General features: G+C 41.2%; 22 protein-coding genes. 17 read left to right on the top strand and 5 right to left on the bottom strand.

The window, feature by feature from the left end; genetic code table 11:
- Positions 1-201 precede the first annotated feature (201 nt).
- From petD to G1O98_RS21815, 5 genes are all read left to right on the top strand, one after another.
- Positions 202-684 carry a cytochrome b6-f complex subunit IV gene (gene petD, locus G1O98_RS21835; RefSeq protein ID WP_012407122.1) on the top strand — a complete coding sequence of 161 codons (483 nt, stop codon included), beginning with the start codon at positions 202-204 and terminating at the stop codon, positions 682-684.
- Positions 685-1,043: 359 nt separating this feature from the next.
- On the top strand, positions 1,044-1,484 hold the full coding sequence (locus tag G1O98_RS21830; RefSeq protein ID WP_041565844.1) for an anti-sigma regulatory factor: 441 nt from the start codon (positions 1,044-1,046) through the stop codon (positions 1,482-1,484).
- 342 nt (positions 1,485-1,826) lie between these two features.
- On the top strand, positions 1,827-2,816 hold the full coding sequence (locus G1O98_RS21825; RefSeq protein ID WP_163931702.1) for a GDP-mannose 4,6-dehydratase: 990 nt from the start codon (positions 1,827-1,829) through the stop codon (positions 2,814-2,816).
- Between the two features lie 10 nt (positions 2,817-2,826).
- Positions 2,827-4,008: a glycosyltransferase family 4 protein gene (locus G1O98_RS21820; RefSeq protein ID WP_163931699.1), complete on the top strand. Its 1,182-nt coding sequence runs from the start codon at positions 2,827-2,829 to the stop codon at positions 4,006-4,008.
- A gap of 113 nt (positions 4,009-4,121) precedes the next feature.
- Positions 4,122-4,493: a hypothetical protein gene (locus G1O98_RS21815; RefSeq protein ID WP_163931695.1), complete on the top strand. Its 372-nt coding sequence runs from the start codon at positions 4,122-4,124 to the stop codon at positions 4,491-4,493.
- A 49-nt stretch (positions 4,494-4,542) separates the two neighbouring features.
- Here G1O98_RS21815 and G1O98_RS21810 read toward each other — a convergent pair whose 3' ends face one another.
- A complete protein-coding gene (locus tag G1O98_RS21810) occupies positions 4,543-4,974 on the bottom strand; it encodes a hypothetical protein (protein ID WP_163931691.1) in 432 nt (143 codons plus the stop codon).
- Between the two features lie 468 nt (positions 4,975-5,442).
- Here G1O98_RS21810 and G1O98_RS21805 point away from each other — a divergent pair, with 468 nt between their 5' ends.
- The 10 genes from G1O98_RS21805 (at position 5,443) to proB (ending at position 14,556) form a co-directional block, all read left to right on the top strand.
- A complete protein-coding gene (locus G1O98_RS21805; protein WP_163931689.1) occupies positions 5,443-5,787 on the top strand; it encodes a hypothetical protein in 345 nt (114 codons plus the stop codon).
- A 184-nt stretch (positions 5,788-5,971) separates the two neighbouring features.
- Positions 5,972-8,125 (top strand): pentapeptide repeat-containing protein, encoded by a 2,154-nt coding sequence (locus tag G1O98_RS21800; RefSeq protein WP_163931687.1) that lies wholly within the window; start codon positions 5,972-5,974, stop codon positions 8,123-8,125.
- Positions 8,126-8,244: 119 nt separating this feature from the next.
- Positions 8,245-8,736 carry a hypothetical protein gene (locus G1O98_RS21795; RefSeq protein ID WP_163931684.1) on the top strand — a complete coding sequence of 164 codons (492 nt, stop codon included), beginning with the start codon at positions 8,245-8,247 and terminating at the stop codon, positions 8,734-8,736.
- 144 nt (positions 8,737-8,880) lie between these two features.
- Positions 8,881-9,087: a hypothetical protein gene (locus G1O98_RS21790; RefSeq protein ID WP_012407131.1), complete on the top strand. Its 207-nt coding sequence runs from the start codon at positions 8,881-8,883 to the stop codon at positions 9,085-9,087.
- Between the two features lie 221 nt (positions 9,088-9,308).
- Positions 9,309-10,547 (top strand): GNAT family N-acetyltransferase, encoded by a 1,239-nt coding sequence (locus G1O98_RS21785; RefSeq protein ID WP_175586805.1) that lies wholly within the window; start codon positions 9,309-9,311, stop codon positions 10,545-10,547.
- Positions 10,547-11,023 (top strand): Holliday junction resolvase RuvX, encoded by a 477-nt coding sequence (ruvX, locus tag G1O98_RS21780; protein WP_163931681.1) that lies wholly within the window; start codon positions 10,547-10,549, stop codon positions 11,021-11,023. Before G1O98_RS21785 ends, ruvX begins: the two co-directional genes overlap by 1 nt.
- 142 nt (positions 11,024-11,165) lie before the next feature.
- On the top strand, positions 11,166-11,738 hold the full coding sequence (locus G1O98_RS21775) for a DUF3727 domain-containing protein (protein WP_012407134.1): 573 nt from the start codon (positions 11,166-11,168) through the stop codon (positions 11,736-11,738).
- 207 nt (positions 11,739-11,945) lie between these two features.
- Positions 11,946-12,572 carry a hypothetical protein gene (locus G1O98_RS21770; protein WP_163931720.1) on the top strand — a complete coding sequence of 209 codons (627 nt, stop codon included), beginning with the start codon at positions 11,946-11,948 and terminating at the stop codon, positions 12,570-12,572.
- Between the two features lie 53 nt (positions 12,573-12,625).
- Positions 12,626-13,165: a YqeG family HAD IIIA-type phosphatase gene (locus tag G1O98_RS21765; RefSeq protein WP_163931678.1), complete on the top strand. Its 540-nt coding sequence runs from the start codon at positions 12,626-12,628 to the stop codon at positions 13,163-13,165.
- Positions 13,166-13,452: 287 nt separating this feature from the next.
- Positions 13,453-14,556, top strand: coding sequence for a glutamate 5-kinase (gene proB / locus G1O98_RS21760; protein WP_163931675.1), 1,104 nt, complete (start codon positions 13,453-13,455; stop codon positions 14,554-14,556).
- Positions 14,557-14,573: 17 nt separating this feature from the next.
- Here proB and G1O98_RS21755 read toward each other — a convergent pair whose 3' ends face one another.
- The gene (locus tag G1O98_RS21755) at positions 14,574-15,215 is read right to left on the bottom strand and encodes an HAD family hydrolase (protein WP_163931672.1); all 642 of its coding nucleotides are present in this window, start codon (positions 15,213-15,215) and stop codon (positions 14,574-14,576) included.
- Positions 15,216-15,236: 21 nt separating this feature from the next.
- Positions 15,237-16,238: an ROK family protein gene (locus G1O98_RS21750; RefSeq protein WP_163931668.1), complete on the bottom strand. Its 1,002-nt coding sequence runs from the start codon at positions 16,236-16,238 to the stop codon at positions 15,237-15,239.
- Between the two features lie 111 nt (positions 16,239-16,349).
- Between G1O98_RS21750 and G1O98_RS21745 the strand changes: the two genes are divergently transcribed.
- Positions 16,350-16,571: a hypothetical protein gene (locus tag G1O98_RS21745; protein WP_163931665.1), complete on the top strand. Its 222-nt coding sequence runs from the start codon at positions 16,350-16,352 to the stop codon at positions 16,569-16,571.
- A 4-nt stretch (positions 16,572-16,575) separates the two neighbouring features.
- Here G1O98_RS21745 and G1O98_RS21740 read toward each other — a convergent pair whose 3' ends face one another.
- Positions 16,576-17,328, bottom strand: a complete 753-nt coding sequence (locus G1O98_RS21740) for a Mut7-C RNAse domain-containing protein (RefSeq protein ID WP_163931717.1) — start codon at positions 17,326-17,328, stop codon at positions 16,576-16,578.
- A gap of 1,036 nt (positions 17,329-18,364) precedes the next feature.
- Between G1O98_RS21740 and G1O98_RS21735 the strand changes: the two genes are divergently transcribed.
- Positions 18,365-19,342 (top strand): sucrase ferredoxin, encoded by a 978-nt coding sequence (locus G1O98_RS21735; RefSeq protein WP_163931661.1) that lies wholly within the window; start codon positions 18,365-18,367, stop codon positions 19,340-19,342.
- Between the two features lie 170 nt (positions 19,343-19,512).
- Here the strand turns inward: G1O98_RS21735 and G1O98_RS21730 are convergent, their stop codons facing one another.
- Positions 19,513-21,108 (bottom strand): helix-turn-helix domain-containing protein, encoded by a 1,596-nt coding sequence (locus G1O98_RS21730; RefSeq protein WP_163931658.1) that lies wholly within the window; start codon positions 21,106-21,108, stop codon positions 19,513-19,515.
- Positions 21,109-21,624 lie beyond the last annotated feature (516 nt).

Raw genomic sequence — 21,624 nt, 5'->3', positions numbered from 1 at the left:
AAACTTATGAAACACAATAAATTTAATTGCACATAAGTTCCCAAAAATAAACACTTCATCTGAAGCCCAAAGCTGTCAATTCCTTCCAGGTGGATAAACGTAGACAAACAAAACGCTGCTTTTTGCCTGCTAGGTTTGCCTAGTAGCTGATAGCCTTCACAAATGCTTTAATTTAACTTAAGCAGGAGAGCACATTTCAAAATGGCAACACAAAAAAAACCTGACCTGAGCGATCCTCAGTTAAGAGCCAAACTCGCCAAAGGCATGGGTCACAATTACTATGGTGAACCCGCTTGGCCTAATGACTTACTTTATGTCTTTCCAATCGTGATCATGGGTTCCTTCGCTGCAATTGTGGCTCTAGCTGTGCTAGATCCTGCAATGACCGGTGAACCAGCAAATCCTTTTGCCACACCATTGGAAATTTTACCAGAGTGGTACTTGTATCCAGTCTTCCAAATTTTGCGATCGCTTCCTAACAAACTTTTAGGAGTGTTAGCAATGGGTTCTGTACCAGTTGGGCTAATTCTCGTTCCTTTTATTGAGAACGTCAACAAGTTCCAAAACCCCTTCCGTCGTCCAGTTGCAACCACAGTCTTCCTCGTTGGCACTCTTGTCACCGTGTGGCTGGGTATTGGTGCTGCCTTGCCATTGGATAAATCTTTGACCTTGGGACTATTCTAAATTAGTCACTACAAAGTGCTTTGACGCCTGTGAGTTTCAAGAGCATATTACAGATATGTTTTTGGAAGAAATCTACAGGCGTCAATTTTAATAGTTCAGATTGCATTCGGGATCTGGAGTTTTGGATTGAAAAGCTATCCCAAAATCTAAAATCACCAAAATTCATCAAATATAAACATTTTTCACTTAATTAACGTAAGTTGCTAGTTACAACGCTATAAATGCCAAAATCGTTCATGTTTTGTATTTTGGTAGATAAAATATCTCAATTTAGATTTTTCTACATCAGAACAATTTGGCGAATCATGCAAAATTTAATAACTAGCAACTTGGGTTTATTTATATTTAAGTCACAGTTAATGTTTACCATAGTGCAGCAAGACCATCTGAAGGTTAAGAGCGAACTCAGCCTCCTAAACCAGGTGCAAGAATGGTTCGAGCAATTTTGTCTGCAACATCTGTCTCAACTTGGCTGGTCAAAAACTCAACTAGATCGCCTCAATTTAGCATTAGCAGAAGGTTTTACCAACGCTGTTCGTCACGCTCATCATGCTTTACCCCCAGAAACAACCATTGAAATTAACGTTGATCTGTGGATCGATCGCCTAGAGATTAGAATTTGGGATTATGGAAAACCTTTTAATCCTGATGCGATCGCAGAGCCAGCCCCAGGTACTCTACAAGTAGGCGGGTATGGATGGTTCCTCCTCCGGCGGTTGGCAGACCGTGTTGTATACGAACGTGGTGCAGATGGTAGAAATTGCCTTCTCATCGTCAAATACTCTGTAGAAGCACAATAAGAAAAGCGAAGTTAAACCACTTACTTCAAAACAGAAGTATGAACGGAAAAACTCTTTGCTACAAAATGTAGTTATTTGATTGATAAAGTATATTCCTTTTTCAATATGATTTGAATTGGAATAATGTATTTTTTGCGTAAAATTGCTTAGTTATTATGATTTTTTTGTAAAATCTCAAAAATATTTTTGTATAAAAAGAATTAGTGAATACAGTAAAGATAGCATTCGAGTTATATTAGCTCCCTTGTTAAGATTTGTCAGCAGTGTTGAGAGTCGGAATGTTTTTTCTCCCACAACTGCTATTTAGTCCTTAATAGAGATAGAGATAATAGGGGACAGATTATGACTAAAACAGCCCTCATTACAGGAATAACTGGTCAAGATGGCTATTATCTCAGCCATTTGCTCCTCAACCGTGGCTATCGAGTTGTAGGATTAGTACCTCCCCATCGACAACCTAATTTGACAAAGCTGGGAACACTGGCGAATCAGGTAGAAATTTTTACGGTTGACTTGAGGGATAGTGGGGCGCTGTTGACCGCAGTTGAGCAACTACGTCCCCAAGAAATTTACAATTTGGCGGCTCCCAGTTTTGTACCCGACTCTTGGAACGACCCATTAGGAACCCTAGATTTGATCACTGGTACAGCTACCAGACTTTTGGAAGCAGTACGACAGGTTGGTTTGTCTACCAGATTTTATCAAGCCAGCAGTTCGGAAATGTTTGGCGATGTATTTAGTTCGCCTCAAGATGAAGAAACGCCTTTTCGTCCCAAAAATCCCTATGCTGCGGCCAAGATGCACGCCCACTGGACGATGGTGCATCACAGACAGCGCTATGGCCTATTTGCCTGTAGTGGAATTTTATATAACCATGAGTCTCCTCTCCGCGCACCTCAGTTTGTAACCCGAAAAGTTTCTTTGGCAGCCGCATCGATTAAATTGGGTTTAACTGACACCTTAGAAATGGGTAATTTAGATGCGAAACGCGATTGGGGCTTTGCGGGAGATTACGTAGAAGCTATGTGGCTCATGTTGCAAGTCAATGAACCAGAAGAATATGTGATTGGCACTGGAAAACTGCACAGTGTTAGAGATTTAGTTGCCACAGCTTTTGAGTCTGTCGGATTGGATTGGACGCGCTATATAGTTTTAAATACCAGTTTATTGAGACAAGATGAGCATTTTCAACTAGTAGCTGACCCTAGTAAAGCTAAAAGAAATCTTGGCTGGGAACCCCAAGTAAGCTTTGAGGAACTTTTAGAAAAAATGGTAAAAACAGATTTAGAGCGGTTACAAAGCGGTGCGATTGCGCCCTTAACCCAAGTGTAAATAACCTAATATGCATATCACTAAAGTGACACAAAACCTAAAGGTAGGTGATAAAGTTAACCAAAAAACTAACCATGTCTTCGTGTTTTTAGAAATTTTTGCCCACGAAGGTGGTATTCAATCATATATAAAAGATATTTTTCGCGCCTATCTGGGATTAAGTCAAGCTTACAAGGCGGAAGTATTTTTGCTGCGAGATAGCCCTGATAGTTTAAATCTGTTTGAAGACGAGAACTTAAAATTTCATTACTTTAAAAATCAGTCCCCTCATTTAGGGAGACTGCAAATGACAGCAGCTTTACTCAAGTGTCTATTGCAAAACCGTCCGCAGCAAGTTTTCTGCGGTCATATTAACTTAGCAGTATTAATCCAAACTCTTTGCCAGCCCTTGGGGATTCCTTACACCGTGCTAACTTATGGCAAAGAAGTCTGGGAACCTCTAAAAAATCAAGAACGTCGCGCCCTGACATCAGCAGATAAAATTTGGACAATTAGCCGTTACAGCCGCGATCGCGCTTGTCTTGCCAATGGTTTAAACCCCAAAATGGTAGAGATGATGCCTTGTGCAATTGATGGAGATAAATTTACTCCTGGTTCCAAGCAGCCAGAATTCGTTCAAAAATATGGTTTAACTGGTTCTAAGGTGTTAATGACAGTAGCACGCTTATGGTCAGGGGATATTTACAAGGGTGTAGATGTCACAATTCGGGCGTTACCACAAATTGCTCAGGTTTTCCCAGAAGTGAAATATTTAGTAATTGGTCGCGGTGATGACCAACCGCGATTGGCGCAGCTTGCAAAAGATTTGGGTGTGAGCGATCGCGTCGTCTTTGCGGGTTTTGTTGCTACAGAAGAATTAATGGAACATTACCGCCTTGCTGATGCCTATATCATGCCTTCGCAAGAAGGCTTTGGCATTGTTTATCTAGAAGCAATGGCTTGTGGAGTACCAGTCTTATCCGGTGATGACGATGGCTCGGCTGACCCCTTGCAGGATGGTAAACTGGGATGGCGAGTACCACACCGGAATGCTGATGCTGTAGCAGCAGCTTGTATAGAAATGCTTCAAGGGGATGACCAACGATGTGATGGACAGTGGCTACGAGAACAAGCGATCGCTCTGTTTGGCATAGATGCCTTCCAACAGCACTTGCAAAAAATGCTGCTATCCTCAGTCATTAAGTCAAAATGACCAATGACCAATGACCAATGACCAATGACCAATGACCAATGACCAATGACCAATGACCAATGACCAATGACTAAAATCGCTATCCTAGAAGGAGAGCAGGACGACATTTAAAAATGAGCTTTAAGTCATTTCAATTGAATCTTTTAAATCTCCGGCCTTGGCTCACTCTGCTAGCAGTTGTTTGGTTGCTGGCATCACTGGGCCTAGGTTGGTTGGTTAATTCGTTGCTAATTATTGTCGGGTTGCTGTTTTTAGCACCCATTGTGGCTTTTTTTGGCTTTCGTTGGTGGCTGCAACGCAACTTGGTTGCTGACCAGTGTCCCGTCTGTAGATATGAATTTACGGGTTTAAACAACAGTCAGTTACAGTGTCCCAACTGTGGTGAGTCGCTGTTAGTACAAAATAGTCATTTTCAGCGCTTCACACCAGAAGGCACAATTGATGTCACTGCTGTTGAAGTTCCAGCCAAATCACTTGAAGATTAGTCATTGGTCATTAGTCATTGGTTATTAGTAAAAGACAAATGACTAATGACTATTTGTTTTTTTGCGAGATTGAGAGGGTGTAGTTAAACTGCTGCTGGGATAGTTCGCCCACATGCACCGTGTATCTTCCTGCTTGCCAGTAACCAGGAAGCTCTGCCTTGCCTCCAGAGGAACTATCTGCCATTACACAAAAACGTCCCCCTGGCCCGTCGATCAACAGCGTTGGCTTCCCTTGACTTTCTACCGTTAATCGTAAATAAGGTAGTGACTCTGTAACCTGAATAATTTGGCTAGGTTCAGTAGTAATATTGCCACAATTGCTTTTGACAGTTCCCCCAGACTTTCCGTTCAAAACCAGTGGATCTGGCTGGAAAGTCCGATTTATTTGGACATTTGGTGTCTGTGCCAAATTAGCCTCAGTAAAAACCAAGCTCATCACCAAAGATATGGGAAGAATTGCAAGTAGCCGAAGCGTTTTCATTTTAATTAATGCTCCAGATTTTTTAGAGCAATTATTGTTATACAGTGTAATTTAATTGACGATATCAATTTATCTTGGTTCCAAAAGCTGCCGTATAACCTAATACCATTAAATTAAAAATTGTTTGTGAAGATGGGATGTAGAGCTGTCGCCAACTAAAGGCTTTACATTTATCCTGCAAATTTACTCATATATGATGATGGCTGGCGATCGCTTCTCTACTAAAATATTTAACCACCAGTAGAATAGGCATCTGTTTAAAAAGCCTTATTTTTTACATTTTAGAAACGTAAAATTACTGTAAAAATTAGATAAATTACCAGACAATAACAAAAAAACATAATTTTTACCTGTCAGAAGGGTATTACACACACAGACATTAGCTAAAATCACTAAGACAACCACCAAAAATAGAATTTAGTTGGTCTGTTGTCGAATAAATATGCTAAATGAGGTAGATAAAGATTTATGAATCCTCAACCAGAAGAAGACTTACAGCGTCGCCTCGATAAGTTAGAGGCAGAGATTAATTCCGCACCTGGGGTTGTTTCTCAACCACAAGGACAAAAACAGATGCCTCAGTCTGTTTTTGCCAACTTGAGCTTGCAACTGGAGCGATTTAAGATTTGGTTCAACGGCTTATCTGGGACAAAAAAGCTGGTAGTTTCGGGTGTGACGCTGCTAGTAGGCTTGGCGATGCTGCAAACAGTGTTTAAACTGATTGCATCTGTAATAACTCTGGCACTTTTAGCAGCGTTAGTGTATGTTGGATACAAATTTTTTGTGTCTAGTAGCTTTCAACGTAAGCAATAAGTTGATATGCAATTACTTGGCAATCTGCCCGGAGTTATGAAAGTCAGGAGTCATAATACAAAAGGCTCCTGACTCTCATAACTCCTCAATTCTATTCCAATATGCTTTTCTTTTTGCCGATTAGCTTAGTCTATTTTAATTGTGCCGATCGCGGCGTAAAAATAATATCAAAGGGAATTATCTAATGACATCACCAATTGTGAGGAGAAGTAGTAATCAATCTGGTCAGTCAAAAGAACCGGAAAGAGCCAGTTCAATGTTGCTAGCAAGTAGGCGTTTTGCTGCTTGGGCGGCTGAAATCACACTAGTGGTTGCCAGTGGGTTGATTCCCTTCGGCATTGGTGTTTATGCCAATTCTAGAAGCGATCTTAACCGAGTACCTCTTAACCCCGTATTGGTAGTGACGGAAAGAGCGATCGCTAGACCCCTAGCTCTGCCTGTTAGCTATGGTATCCGTAACGTCGCATGGCCGACTAATATTTTGTGGACAATCGCCCTGTTAGCGCCTGTAACTCTCTCATGGTGGCAATTGTATTTACTGGCTAAAACTGGTAGGACAATTCCGAAACGTTGGTTCAAAGTGCGGGTTGTTAACGAGCAAGGGAAGCCTCCCGGATTGGGGGCAGTTGTCATTAGAGAAGGAGTTGGACGTTGGACTGTACCTATTTCGATCGCCTATCTGCTGTGGCGCTACAGCTTTGCTTTCCCGAATTTGGGATTATTCACATTTTTGTCTTTATTAATGATTGTGGGTGAAGGGATCGGCTTACCGTCGCGCCGGGGTCGTCGCGCCCTGCACGATCAACTTGCAGGCACTTATACAATAGATACGACTCGTCCCTTACCATCCTCACTCTTAGCTAACAACAGACAAGCTCAATCTGCTGGCGGTAATAATGAAGCAGAAGGGCAAGAAGAAGAATTAACGGCAGCCGAAACCAACCATTCACCCAACCTGTGGCGGCGGATACAGCAAAATCCTAACCTGACTTTGTTTGGGGTAGGACTAACGAGTATGACGGCTGTGTTGGCAACTTTAATCGGCACTCAAGTTTATATCCAAATTCAACAATCCCAGCGAGCAACTAAGCAAATTAATAGCCAACAGTTCCTCGAACTTGTCAAACAATTAACTCCCAACTCTGGGGCGACTAATGAGCAACGCCAAAGTGCAATTCTGGCTATGGGTGGTCTTAACGATCCACAATCCATAAAATTTCTGGCGGATTTATTGGTTAGCGAAACCAACCCCAGCCTCCTGGATAGCATTCAACAATCTTTGACAACTGTCGGGCCCCAAGCTATCCCCGAATTAAAAAATAAGAATCAGTTTTTGGTTAGCGAACTGGAATCTGTGGGCAGTGCTGCAACAAAAGAGCGGGAATTGCGACAAGGGCGGCTACAAAGAAACCAGAGAACGATCAACAAAATTCTCTCTGTATATAGCGGAAAAATGGAAGGCGTTGACCTAAGTAGCACCCAATTAGGTCAAAGCGGTACTCCAGGTAGTTCATTCTTCAACTTGGTACTAGACAACCTTGATTTATCAGGAGTTAAGTTTAAATCTGCAAATCTCAACCAAGCTAGCTTTAAGGGTAGCCGCTTTCGAGGTGTGGGTGAAGATGGGCGTTGGGATACCTACGACGATGTAATAGCTGATTTAAGCCAAGCTCAGTTGCAGCAAGCCAATCTTACTGATGCTAACCTTAGTCGCGTCTTGATGAACCGGATCGATTTGAGCCGCGCCACTCTCAACAGAGCCAACTTATCTAACGCGCGTCTATATGACGCTAAACTCAACAGCACCCAACTAGTAGGAGCCGATCTGCGAAACGCAGTTTTGGAAAGAGCCAGCTTAACTGGGGCTGATTTAGGTGATGCTAAATTGAACGAAGCCAATCTTTACGCTGCCCGTTTAGGTCGTGTCACTGCTATAGGAACGCAATTATCCTTTGCCAACTTAACTAATACTGATTGGCAAGGAGCAGATTTATCAGGAGCCTATTTGGATCGTGCTAATCTCAGCAATGCTAACCTGAGCGCCACTCGTTTAGCTGGTGCTGTTTTGCGTTCTGCTCAGATGGAAAACGTTAACTTACAAAATGCTGACCTAAGTCTTGCAGATTTGCGGGGGGCAAATGTGGCAGGAGCAGATTTTAAGGGCGCAATTCTCGCCCCTAGCAAAGAAGATCCAGCAGATCAATTTGTCAAAACCCCGGATTTAGGCTCAGTATCTGCCGTAGTCCAAGGGGTTGATTTTTCTCAAGCCAAAAATTTAGATTCCAAGCAACTAGCATACATTTGTACTCAAGGAGGCATTCATCCTCGTTGCCCGTAGAATGGAAGGGGGCAGAGGGGCAGGGGAGGATGAGAGAAACAAAGGAGACAAGGGAAGAATAATAATGCCCAATGCCAATTGCCCAATGCCCAATAACAAAATGGTGTGAGGAGTCGGTTATGAAGTATGTTCCATATTTGGTTTCAGTTTTGGGGGCTAGCTTGGTCTTGAGTCTGGCGACTACTAAACCAGCACAAGCTCAAGTAGCTTATGGCAGTTATGTAGGTATAGGCCCCACTGTTGGTTTTACAGATGGTATCCAATTTGGGGGAGTAATCGCTGGGCGCTACAAGCTTTTGGAAGCACCGCTTTCACTACGTGCCCAAGTGTTGATTGGTAATAATACGGCAGTTGTGCCAACGGTTTCTTACGATTTTCCCCTTAACTGGCAAGCTGATGCTTACCTGGGTGCTGGGTTAGTCTTGGCTGGTGGTGGTGGATCTTCTCCTGTGGGCGACAAAATCAGTTTTGCTTTACAACCGGGTATTGATTATATGATCCCAAATAGCAATACTGTGCTTTTTGGCAACGCCATCATTGCTTTTGATGCCTACCGTGATAGCGGTGGTACAGCTATCTCCGTACAAGGTGGTGTTGGTTTGAGATTTTAATGGGCTAAATAAAACCCTGCTGCGATCGCTATCCCTAAGAAGCGTTAAACTTCATTGCAAATTAAGAAGTTAGTCCAAACAACATGATAATTTTTTGTCATGAAGAGAAATAGCACAGGATTAACACAGGAGAACACAGTGGCAATGGAATCAAATTTATTAACAGATGCGGGCGCAGATGAAGTGAATCAAGATTTCAGTGAATATGTTGCCAACCTGCAACTTCACATGACTCTGCAAGCTCGCAATCTTGTTCCATCCCTGAAACAAACACTGGTAGACAGTCGCCAGCAATTACTCCATCAAACCCAAGCCCACTTTGAAAAGCTAGTTTCTCGACAAGGGCTGTAAATATATACAAATTTTAATCAAAATTCAAATAAAATAAAGGCAGATGTTGTTACGTTAACGCCAATGGTGTTCTCACAAGGTCTGCTTTTCTGCTTTTTTAAGTATTAAATTACTCAAATCACACTTTTGACGCACTAGTAAAGGGCAGAAAGCAGTTAATATTATTGCAGCAGTTCCTTTGAAGAGCAGTTAGTTAAGGCTAAATAGCGGCTCGAATAAAAATGACTTCATTACTTCCCAGAAACCTCAGCGTTGTTATCCGACCAGTCCAATACCGGGATCTGGACGGAATTGAGCGCATAACTCAAGAGTCATTCGCAGCCCTTACTCCCCAGGGAGCAGGTTTTGCCATCAGCCAGATGCTCATGCTGCGTCGCTGGTATGGATTACTCAAGTTTTTGAGTTGGTTTCCTAACCCACTCCAGTATCGCCTCTGTGCTTATGTGGCAGAGCAAGGGCGGATGCTTCTAGGAATGATTCAAGTGTCACCCTTTAACCGAACACGCAGTACTTGGCGCATCGATCAAGTGCTGTTAGAGCGTGGTGTCGATAAACAAGGAATTGGTTCGCAACTTTTGCGTCATTGCTTTGAATCGATTTTGGAAGCTCGCACTTGGCTACTGGAAGTTAACATCAATGACATAGAGGCGCTGGCACTATATCGCCAAAATGGATTCCAGCGTCTGGCAGAAATGACGTATTGGGAAATTGGGCCAGAATTACTGGCTGAATTGGCACAAGCAGAGCCAGATTTGCCTAACCTTTTGCCAGTGAGTAATGCTGATGCCCAGTTGCTATATCAACTAGATACGGCATCTATGCCACCTCTGGTACGTCAGGTTTTTGACAGAAATACCCGCGACTTCAAAACCAGTTTATTCGGCGCTCTGACTGATGCAGTGAAGCAATGGCTGACGAAAACAGAAGTAGTCAGCGGTTATGTATTTGAACCCCAACGCAAAGCTGCGATCGGCTATTTTCAGGTGCAACTTGACCGGAAGGGAGAAGTTCCTCACTCTGCAACGCTGACAGTTCATCCTGCTTACACCTGGCTGTATCCAGAATTGTTATCTCAACTGGCTCGGATTGCCCAAGATTTTCCTCAGCAAGGGTTACAACTAGCCTCCTCTGACTATCAGGCAGAGCGAGAAGAGTATTTGGAAAGAATTGGCGCAAAACGCATAAAACATACATTAGTTATGTCTCGCTCGGTGTGGCACAAGCTACGAGAGTCGAAATTTGTCTCTTTAGAAGGAATTCAGTGGACTGATATGCTGCAAGGTTTACAACCGGCACGTAAACCTATACCAGGTGGAATGTCATGGATACAACCAGGAAAGCTGCCATCGTCAGATAAACCATTGCCAATTAAGTCAGAACCGATTAACTTTTCGGTAAAAAACCCAAGCATAGAAGCATCGCTGATTCCTGAATCAGCAGATGCAGAGCAGGAGAATTAGTGATATCCCAGGAGCAGCCAAAACCCTTTATTTCAGCCTTGGGACTAGATTTTGGTCGCAAGCGGATTGGTGTGGCTGGGTGCGATCGCACGGGTTTAATTGCCACTGGGATTACCACAATTGAGCGCACATCTTTTGAGCAGGATGTTGAGCAAATCCGGCAAATAGTTAATGAACGCGAGGTGCAAATCCTAGTTATGGGCTTACCTTATTCAATGGATGGCTCTATAGGATTTCAAGCGCGTCAAGTTCAAAAATTTACTACAAGACTTACTAAAGCCTTGAAACTGCCTGTGGAATATGTGGATGAGCGATTAACTTCATTTCAAGCAGAGCAACTGCTAATTGCTGAAAACCGCTCTCCATCACGCCATAAAGCTTTGATTGACCGCAAGGCAGCTGCTTTGATCTTGCAACAATGGCTGGATGTTAAGCGTACTAGTTCCCGTAGTTCAGTTGCGGCTATTGAATATTGATACCTTTTAACATGATATTCTGAAAAACGATTAGCTAGCAGTTGTATCTACGTGTAAAGCTATTTTGTTGACATAAAATATCATTAAATAGTTAAGCGATTTCTCAACTTGCTGGTATTTATTAAATTTTTACATTTCGGCTATGTTTTCTCCTCCATTTCCTGAAGAAAATGATAACGCTCATGCGGGTTCCATCACTTTAACCGATGAAAAAGGGCGATCGCTCGAATGTTATGTAGAGCATTCCCTTGAGGTTGATGGACAAGAATACGTTTTACTTCTTCCTGTAGACTCACCTGTAGAGATTTTTTCTTGGGAAGGCGACGATGAGGAAGAAGAAGCGGTTCTGGTAGAAGACGACAACATCATTGAGCAAATTTTTGCCACTGCCCAAGCTGTACTATCTGAGCAGAATCTGATATTGAAGAACACAGCTTATGCTTTGACGGTTGCAGGTGATTTACCGCCAGTTGAAGAATCAGAACTCTTCACCTTAGAAATTGAAGACGAAGAGGCAGATTTAGATCCAGAGCAATTACAGCTACTTGCTAGCTTCTATGATGAAGATCAGGAGTATGCAATTTATACACCCCTCGATCCCCTGTTATTTTTTGCACGGATAACAAAAACAGGTGAACCGGAATTACTCTCTCCAGAGGAGTTTCGCAAAGTGCAACCCCTGTTAGAGGAACATCTTTTTAATGAAGTAGAATAAAAATAAAAATTCAAAATGTTACATTTTCATTTTGAATTTTTATTTTAATCGAAATCTACTTAAACCTTTTACCATATCCCATTAAATTTGGAAGCAATGAAACATTGATACCAAATTGGGGTAATTTGTGTTGTTTAAGATTCTGAAAAAAGCATTTTGGCAAGGATTTTTAATCCAATAATAAAAAATTACCATGAGGTGCTGAAAATGGCTTATAGCGACTTTACATTAAGTAAATTTAAAAAGTCATTCAGCATCCGCATCGATGAAGAAACTGATTTATGTGCCGACATAGAACCTTTACAGGCAAGTGAGAAACTCAAAAATTCTTTAGAAGAAACTACAGAATTGGCTTTAGCAATTAATACTGAAAAAGCTCGTTCAGAAATGATTATCACTCCGATCTTGTTGGAGGTAAGACGCAGAGCTAATTATCCAATTAGTTTATTTTCTGGAACAGATTTTAATGTAGATGCAGAAAACGGTCTGAATGGCTATTGTGACTTTATCATCAGTCGTTCTAAAGAGCAACTAACAATTAATGTGCCTGTAGTGGTTATTATTGAAGCCAAAAATGAAAATATTAAAGGGGGATTAGGTCAATGTGCGGCCGCAATGTTGGCAGCACAATTGTTTAATCAACAAGAAGGAAATGAAATCAGAAAAATTTACGGCGCAGTAACTACAGGGGATATTTGGAAGTTTTTGAAGTTAGAAGAAAACGATATATTTATTGATTTGAGTAATTATTACATCAAAGAGATAGATAAGATATTAGGGATTTTATCTCAAAATGTTCAGGGAGATATTCCAGAATGCAGTTCGACTAACTAAACTATATTGGGTTATGCTCATTTGTCTGAGCTATTTAAATTTGACTGTTGACTATGGCCTGGAACAACCTTTTGCAACCTGACTTGATTTTAGAAGGTTCAGTGTTGAATCTAACACCAGATATTATTCAAAAATACGGGCTTAAAGGGCTGGTGTTGGATGTAGACGAAACCTTAGTACCTTTTACAGTAGGGATGGCTTCCCCAGAACTACGAGAGTGGGTAGAACAAATTCGTACCTGTACTGCATTGTGTTTGGTAAGTAACAACCTGAGTGAAGCACGAATTGGGGGAATTGCGCGATCGCTCAATTTACCTTACTATTTGGGTGCAGCCAAGCCCTCTCGACGCAAAATTAGGGCAGCAGTCAGAACAATGGATCTACCAGTGCATCAAGTCGGGATGGTAGGCGATCGCTTATTTACCGATGTCATAGCAGGTAATCGCCTGGGGATGTTTACCATTCTAGTTGAACCGATTGTCCATGCAGACGCAGCCCTCCGCTCTCATCCCGTCCGCAATTTTGAAGTTTGGATATCTGAAATCTTAGGAGCCTCTATTACCCCCAAGAAAAGCAAGATTCACAAAAGTTAAGAAATCGTCAGGAAAGTAAATCTAAAGAAATAGTTAAGGAATCTTACTGGAAGCCAAAAATCGGGGATCATAAGTATTAATAACATGGGGTCAGCCAAAAAAGACCCTAACTCATACTAAGTAAATATACACTCGTAAAGCGTCAGCCTTCACTATAGAGGGATTGGCGCTTTACAATTTCTTTAGTCATTTGTCCTTTGTCATTTGTCCGTTGTCATTCGTTAGTTACTAATGACCAATGACCAATGACTAATGACCAATGACTAATGACCAATGACTAATGACCAATGACTAAAACAATTGTTGTCAAAATCGGTACTTCTAGCCTAACTCAACCAGAAACGGGACAATTAGCACTTTCCACTATTGCTACCTTGGCGGAAACACTTTGCCATTTGAGAAGTCAGGGACACCGGGTAATTTTGGTTTCTTCTGGCGCTGTGGGTGTGGGTTGTGCAAGGTTGGGGTTAACTGAACGTCCTAAAGCGATCGCACTCAAACAAGCTGTAGCAGCAGTTGGACAAGGTAGGTTAATTCGGATATACGATGATTTATTTACTACCTTGCAACAGGCGATCGCTCAAGTATTACTGACACGGAGTGACTTAGTACAGCGTAGCCGCTATCTCAATGCCTACAACACCTTTCAGGAATTACTGGGGCTGGGAGTGATCCCCATAGTCAATGAAAATGATACCGTAGCGATAGACGAACTAAAATTTGGTGATAATGACACTCTTTCGGCATTAGTTGCTAGCTTAGTAGAAGCAGATTGGCTATTTTTACTCACCGATGTCGATAGGCTATACTCAGCCGATCCCCGTTCCGTGCCAGATGCGCGGCCGATCGCTCTAGTTAGTAGCATTAAAGAATTAGCTCAATTACAAATAGGTTCCCAAGGTTCTCAGTGGGGTACTGGTGGGATGGTGACAAAAATTTCGGCTGCGAGAATTGCGATCGCTGCGGGAGTGCGGACTGTAATTACTCAAGGGCGATTTCCCCGGAATATCGAAAAAATTATCCAAGGCGAACTTATTGGAACGCATTTTGAACCGCAACTTGAACCAACTTCGGCGCGTAAACGTTGGATAGCTTACGGACTTTTACCTGCGGGTAAATTGTATTTAGATGAAGGTGCGATCGCGGCAATTTCTCTAGCAGGAAAATCGTTATTAGCTGCTGGAATTAAGGCAGTAGAAGGAGAATTTGATACACAGGATGCTGTGCAATTGTGTGACAGCAACGGTAACGAAATTGCCAGAGGACTTGTGAATTACAACAGCAATGATCTGCAAAAGATTCGTGGCTGTCATTCACGAGAAATTCCTACAATTTTAGGCTATGCCGGTGTAGAAACAGTTATTCACCGGGATAATTTGGTTTTGATTTAGGATGGAGCGCCGATAGTCTAATAGTGTGATAGCAAAGAAGGCAGTTGGTGCATAGAGTAAAAGATATGCGCTCCAGATGCCTCAAGTAGATGAGCTTCACTTTGCTCGGTGTAACCTAAAACTCTCATACCAGCAGCAACACCTGCACGTACACCCAAAACGCTATCTTCTACAACAGTGCAAGATGGAGCTTGAAATCCCATATTTTTAGCTGTATATAAGAATAAATCAGGTGCTGGCTTCCAACTTCCAATTTCATACGAACTAAAGATGCACCCTTCAAATCGAGACAACAGATTAGTGACACGCAAAGCTAACTTAATTTTTTCGGGTGGGCCACTGGAAGCAACGCAAATAGGTAGATTAATCTTGTCTAAAGCTGCTTCTATTCCTTCTACAGGACGTAGTTCACGCTCGAATGCTTCAGCAGTGCGGGCACGAAGCTGAGTTACAAAATCTTGGGGCATTTTTCTCCCAAGTTTTTGCTCAATGACAGTAATACAATCAGCCATTTTGCAACCCTTAAATAATAAAATGGCTTCTTCAAGTTTCATTGCCAGCCCAAACTCAGCGACAAATTCTACAAGAACGCGATTACCTAATCCTTCGCTGTCTACTAACACTCCATCACAGTCAAAAATAACTAATTCTGTTTGCATTACGCTCCACGCCTGACTCATTTACAAATTCGGGATTGTCATAGAAGCGATCGCCACAGCCCCCCACAAAGGCGCATCATCACCCAGCACCGCCGGCACAATTTCAAAATCAACCTCCGGTAAAGCCGTCTCCCGCGACACCTGACGCACCACCTGCCAAAAATCCTCACCCGCCTTCGTCACACCGCCTCCCAACACAAAGCGCTGCGGATTCATCAAATTTGCCACATTACCAATACCCACACCCAGCGCCCAAGCAGCCTTGTGTAAAACTTCCTTGGCCAAATCATCCCCAGCTGCCGCCGCTTCACTTACCAACTGCCCCGTCAGCAACGTTAAATTATCCCCCACCAAACCCCTCAAAATCTCTCCATCTCTGAGTCCTTCGCGCCTCTGCGGTACCCTCCGGGAAGCCGCTGGCGCGTCTACGTTTTCCAAAATTTCCCTAACATTTTGGGCCATATAAGGCCCCGAAGCCAAACGTTCCACACATCCCCGTTTCCCACACAAACAAACTGGCCCAACCGGATCTACAACGATATGTCCAATTTCGCCAGCCATCCCACCAGCACCCCGCCAAGGCTGGCCATTGAGTATCCAACCACCACCCACGCCAGTGCTGACAGTAATGTAAAACAGGTTATTGTATCCCTGTCCCGCACCAAAGCGGTGTTCACCCAAAGCAGCAACATTGGCATCATTGTCTACACCAACAGGAACACCAAACTCCTCCTCCAACAAAGCTTTGAGAGGAATATTTTCCCATCCAGCGACATGATGAGATAGCCGCACCGTCCCCGTGGAAGCGTCAACCGGGCCGCCAAAGCTGACACCGATCGCAGCAGGTTTTGCGTCTTCTAGCAACGAGTAAATGAGCGATCGCATAATTTCCAAGTCAGTGCTAGCATTTGCACCTACTGGTGATAGACGACGTTCATAACGTAACCACTTTCTCGAACCAACATTTACCAATGCAGCCGCCAGCTTAGTTCCGCCAAAATCGAGAGCTAAAATTAATGTCATTCACTCACCTTTTCTTATACCATCACAGAACCTAGTTTCTTTCTGAAGAAAGATGTTTGCACTCAAGATACATTTAACACTAGAAAAAACTAAACTATTATTTAGCAACTCATGAATACTGAGCAACCCGATCCATTGATCGATTTCTCTCATGCTAAAGAAACTCCTCACTCTCTTTATATTGATAAAGCTCAAGAGGCAGATCCCATTGAACCAAAAGAAGTTAGTGGAGAGAGTAAGCTAAATCCCACTCCTGATAATTTGAATGGCGAAGATGAAGATCCCAGAATCGGAGGTAGTCAAATAATTAGTGGGAATATCTCAGCTGGGTAAATAGTTACTCAACTTTTTGTGAATTGATTACTCCATCAATAAACTGTTGCAATCGTTCATAATGGGAACCTTTCCAATAAATGCGATCGCAGTCTTGGCAACGCTGGAATTGATCGATCTGCGATCGCACTTTTTCTGGCACTTGTTCAATAATGGATTGCTTATCTACAAATTCTAATAATCCATTGCAACGCAAACACCGTTTAAATGGTGCAATTAATTTAAATAAGTCGAAGCGTTGTAGTACTTCTATAATTTGTTCTTGAGGGTTAGTGTTTCTAACGTAATACCCATGCGTTACCAAACTACGCATCAATAGACCCTTATCACGAGTCAACAGAATCCGCCCTTGGCTAGAGGATATTTGGGCTAAATTATCATCCTCGTAGTCATTGCGGTATAAAGTATCAAAACCTAAAAGTCGTAACGATGTCGCCAGCTTCCCTAAATGAATATCTAAAACAAAGCAGATAATACTGAGCGGTTTTGGCAAAACAGAAATGCTTGGTATAATAACACTCCTAGCTGAAATTGGATAAACATTGATAGCATCTCCATCCGCAACTATGTAAGAAAAATTTACATATTTACCATTAACTTTTATAAAATCAACTTCGGGATGAGGGACACCTAACGACTCAATCATGTCCTTAATTGAAGCTTTCTCCTCAAAAAAATGAGATATTTTCACCTGCTTGTGATGCCGTGGTAAAAAATGATTCAATTCTGCATGGAAGTAGAAATATGCGATCGCCATAGCCACAGATATTTGGATTACCCTACTGGCAACAATTTGTCACAATTGCAAAACTCTATCTATTGTATTGAAAAAATCAATATTTGTTAAAGTGAAGTATTTCTACTATAAAATGCCCATTTAGCTTAATTAAAAGTATAAAGATTCTCAAATACTTGCATTTATTATTGAGTTCAGTTACAGTCAAATTAGATGCCTATCATCAAACTCTGACATAAGCTTCATGAAGTTAGATTAGGTAAGAAGGTAAATAACAAGTTTGTCAATGTTGATTTCAGTGATGCTGTTAATAATTGGTCACTAGTTTTCAACATTAACTTATCGTGCATGAAATATGGGGCACTAAAGCATTTATCCCTAATTGGGTTGTTTTTATTTTTCTAATTTAATTGAGAATTATTTGCAATATGTATAAACTTATAGATATATTAAAAGTAGATAGGGGAGAAAGATTTTTAAACTCGTATTGGCTGATTCCACATCGCTCTTTAGGAATATCTTGTTCAAAAGAAAGACAACAAACTAGATTTTTAGATGTAAAAACAGGATTGTTAAGTAACTATATAAATAACTTCAGCAAAACTTTAAACAAGTATCTTATTGCCAGCCATGTTTTTAGTTGTAGTATCGGCTACATTGAGATTGTCAGCAAGTTAATCCTTGGTAACTCTCCAAGTAGGTTTGCGTCTATGTATAAGATTGAATTTATTTGATTTTACCCAAGAAAGCAAGTTCATAAAAACCGAGTTTCAGCAAGTGAAAATTTATAAAATACCAAAGAACAATAAAACTAGATACAAAATTAACGTCGCTCATACGGAAAAATCTATCTTGACACTATTTATCTTTATTGTGGAAAATTTATTAACCGGAAAGACCTCGATCAATAATGATGTTATAAAGTGGCTACCTAGTTTTAATAGGGAAATGAATATTGTTCTTTTGTATCTCCTTTAGCCAAGGATATTGTAGTGAAGAACACAAATGTATTTGGTAATACCTTTTGTCCATAAAATACGCTAATGAGTACAGCGAGATGAATACTTTTTTTTGTTCTGACGATTCACGTCAAGTAGGAGAAGATGTTATTGGTAGTGCCACTAATTATCAAACTTATATTTTAGTTGAGTGTCCTTTACCTTGGACATCAGAAGCCCTTAATTCCAAATGGGTACCTCAGAATTTGAGGGTTTTGGTAGAAGAAGTGAAGCGTGCTAAACTACCGATTAGATTTCTTTTAATTGCTAATGATGTATCACACAAGGTCAATCACACTACACTTTTAATTTATCAAAAAGAAGAGGGGCTAAGTAATGGATACCATAAGCAAGAGTTTAAGCTAGCAAATATTGAGCAAGTGGCAGGAGTTGTCCAAAAGTGGATATGGGGTATCGATTCTAATTTTGAAGTAGAAACTAGTACAACTAGAGATATTTTAGTTTGTACCCACGGTAGCCATGATAAGTGTTGTGCTAGATATGGCGCTCCTTTTTACTTTCATGTGACAGCGAAAAATGCTGATTTGTGCTTAGATAATGTGCGAATTTGGAAATCATCACACTTTGGTGGCCATCGGTTTGCACCAACAGTTATAGATTTGCCAGAAGGAAGATACTATGGTCGTCTCGATCAAGATTCATTTAGATCGATTTTGACTCGTACTGGTGATATTCAATGTTTACATAAAGTCTATCGAGGCTGGGGAATTCTGCCTACTGCACTTCAGGTTTTGGAAAGAGAGTTAATTCTTTATAAAGGCTGGGATTGGTTTAATTACAAAGTTGCAGGCAAAATTTTAGAGCAAAGTTTAGACAATAGTACTATCTTAGCTGAACTTAGTTTTGAACAACCTTGTGGTTCTCTCTACACTTACCAAGCTAAACTTGTGAAAGATGAAACCAAGACTCAACAACTGAAGAGTTCATGCAATGCTACACGAGAGTTGGTAGTTACTAAATATGCTGTTGGTAGTCTTTGGATTACCTCTAGTAAGGTAATGAGTTATAGTACATAGAGGTAGAGAGAGAGAAAGTTTTTAAACGCAGAGGGACGCAAAGGGAAGCGCAGAGGAACGCAGAGTATTACTAAATTTAGTTTGCTACAAATTAATTAAATACTGTATTTAGTATAACGCTACACAAATTCGTAATAAATCTCTGCGTCTTTCTGCGTTTAAATTCCAAATCAAGATGAAGTCATATTTAAGACTTTTCGTAATAGTACTTGGTCTTCTAATTTGGCTTTTAAACGACCATTCTCGATATCTCGAATCCAGCTTTGGCTTTTACCTGTGAGTTTTGCCAATTCTCTTTGGGAAAGATTCAAATTTTTTCGCGCCTGCAAAATCTGTTCACCCAGTAAATCGTTTGTAGCTTTGGGCTTCTTTTTGGCTTTAGCAGTTCGCCGTTGCTTTTTTTCCGATTCTGAGATTTGCTGTTCCCATTCTGGTGGGAGTTCAAAAGCTAAAATCCGCGCATTCATTAGCAGATTCCACTTACCACGGGGGCCTGTGTCTGTGAGGCGAGTTTCAGAACCACCGTCGTTAGTCCAAAATTCTAATGCTTCATCTGGATCTTCGGGAAGATCGATTAATTTCGCCCACAAAGGTTGAATTTCTGGTGGGTAAGTAACTGGATCGAAAAGTGGCTTCATTCCATAGTGATTGAGAATTTCCAAGTCGCTTTCAAAGGTTCGCAGTAGACGTTTGCGTTCTTCGCGTTGTCTAGAGGCAAGGGCAACTTTTTCTTCACCGTAAGCAATACGCAGCAAAGTAGGAATGGTAATGCGTTGTTCTTTGCCCATTTTGGTTTTAAACAGCAACCACAGCATTAACCGAACCGCGCCTTCATGTTGCTGCCAAATGCTCATAACTGTGGTTAGCAGCGTTTTGGGGAGACTACCGTATTGATAGAATGCAGTTCGCTCTTTACATGCTTGTTTGTTTAAGAAATATTGCGCCCATAAGCCTGCTTTGACTTTAAAAGTTAGCCCAATCAGATATTTGCATCCATGATTGTCTTCTTGAAAGTGGTGCTGAATATCTACTAAGTGCCATAAGCGGCTGTTTGTCACAGAGAATCCGTTAATTCGACCTTGCTGGGGCCAGTCAATGGAGATAATTAGGGAGCAAGCTTGCTGAACAAGATTTTTCATTAAAGCTAGCTTGGCAGCTTTGCTCAAGTCTTTGCGTTTCTCCATCCCCAAATATTTCTCGATTTGTCGTTCATCGATCGCAAATTCTTGCTCCCAAGGTTGCTCTAAGGCTGTGGCATAACCTGCAAAAATTAGATGTATACAAGCGGCTCTGATATCAAGCCCTTCAATTGCTGCTATATCGGTAGCTTTGTCATTAACTTGGAATGGATCTTGGATGTGAAAGGCGATCGCACCTCGTCCTTGATTGACTTGTCGGCTATAACATAGATACCCGTCTTCATCGGTTTCCCAATGTAGCGATGTGCGTTGCCCTAGTACATTACAAGCTTCCCAAATTGCGATCGCAGAAGCAAATGGATTATTCTTGCCGTTAGAAAACAAGTCTAAACTGCTAGCATCTCTCGGTTCAACCTTGCATCTCCCCTTTTTCGCCTGCCAAGGAATGGGAGAATTAGTTGGACAAGCTATTACACATTGCGGTTCTGAATAATAGCCCTCACAATTATTACAAAGACCAGGATCAACCCAATATTCATTGTCCTCTATTTTGATTGCACCCGTAGGACATTGGGGGCGGCAGTTGTCACATCCAACGCAACTGTTGTTAGGAATTGTATAAGGCATAAGGCTCTTTTCCCACTCTAATCGTTGAGATGTCTGTCTCAGGTCTCCCCTGGATGAGTCCTGTCTATTCATGACTCGCTACCACATAATCTTTCTGGCGAGAAAAAATTATTCTCACCATATTCACTCCCCACATCCATATTTTGGCTTGGCATCCAATAGGAAGCTATTTAAGGCTTTTAAACCGAGCCTGACAAAACTTATTTATTAACTATACATTTCATGAAAAAAATGATTAATTTGTTCGTACCGAGCTTAGAAAGATATCTTAATCTTCATTTGATTACGTATTTAATGAACATTTTAACTTTAACCATAAAGTGTTTTGAGAACATATCTAAGCATTGTGTAATTGAACTTCATCTGATTTGTTAATAATTTTAATATTTAAGGCACGATCGTATTCTGCCATAAAAATCACAGTTGCTTTATAAAATGATTATGTTTCCTTCATAAATTCATTATATTTATTTAAATCGAAAAGCAATATTTATTTTGTCATCATTTATATAAATA

This window comes from Nostoc sp. UIC 10630, assembly GCF_010747425.1.
Classification (GTDB): Bacteria; Cyanobacteriota; Cyanobacteriia; order Cyanobacteriales; family Nostocaceae; genus Nostoc.
Note: the sequence above shows the minus strand (reverse complement) of the source record. Positions and strands in the feature narration are given on the sequence as shown.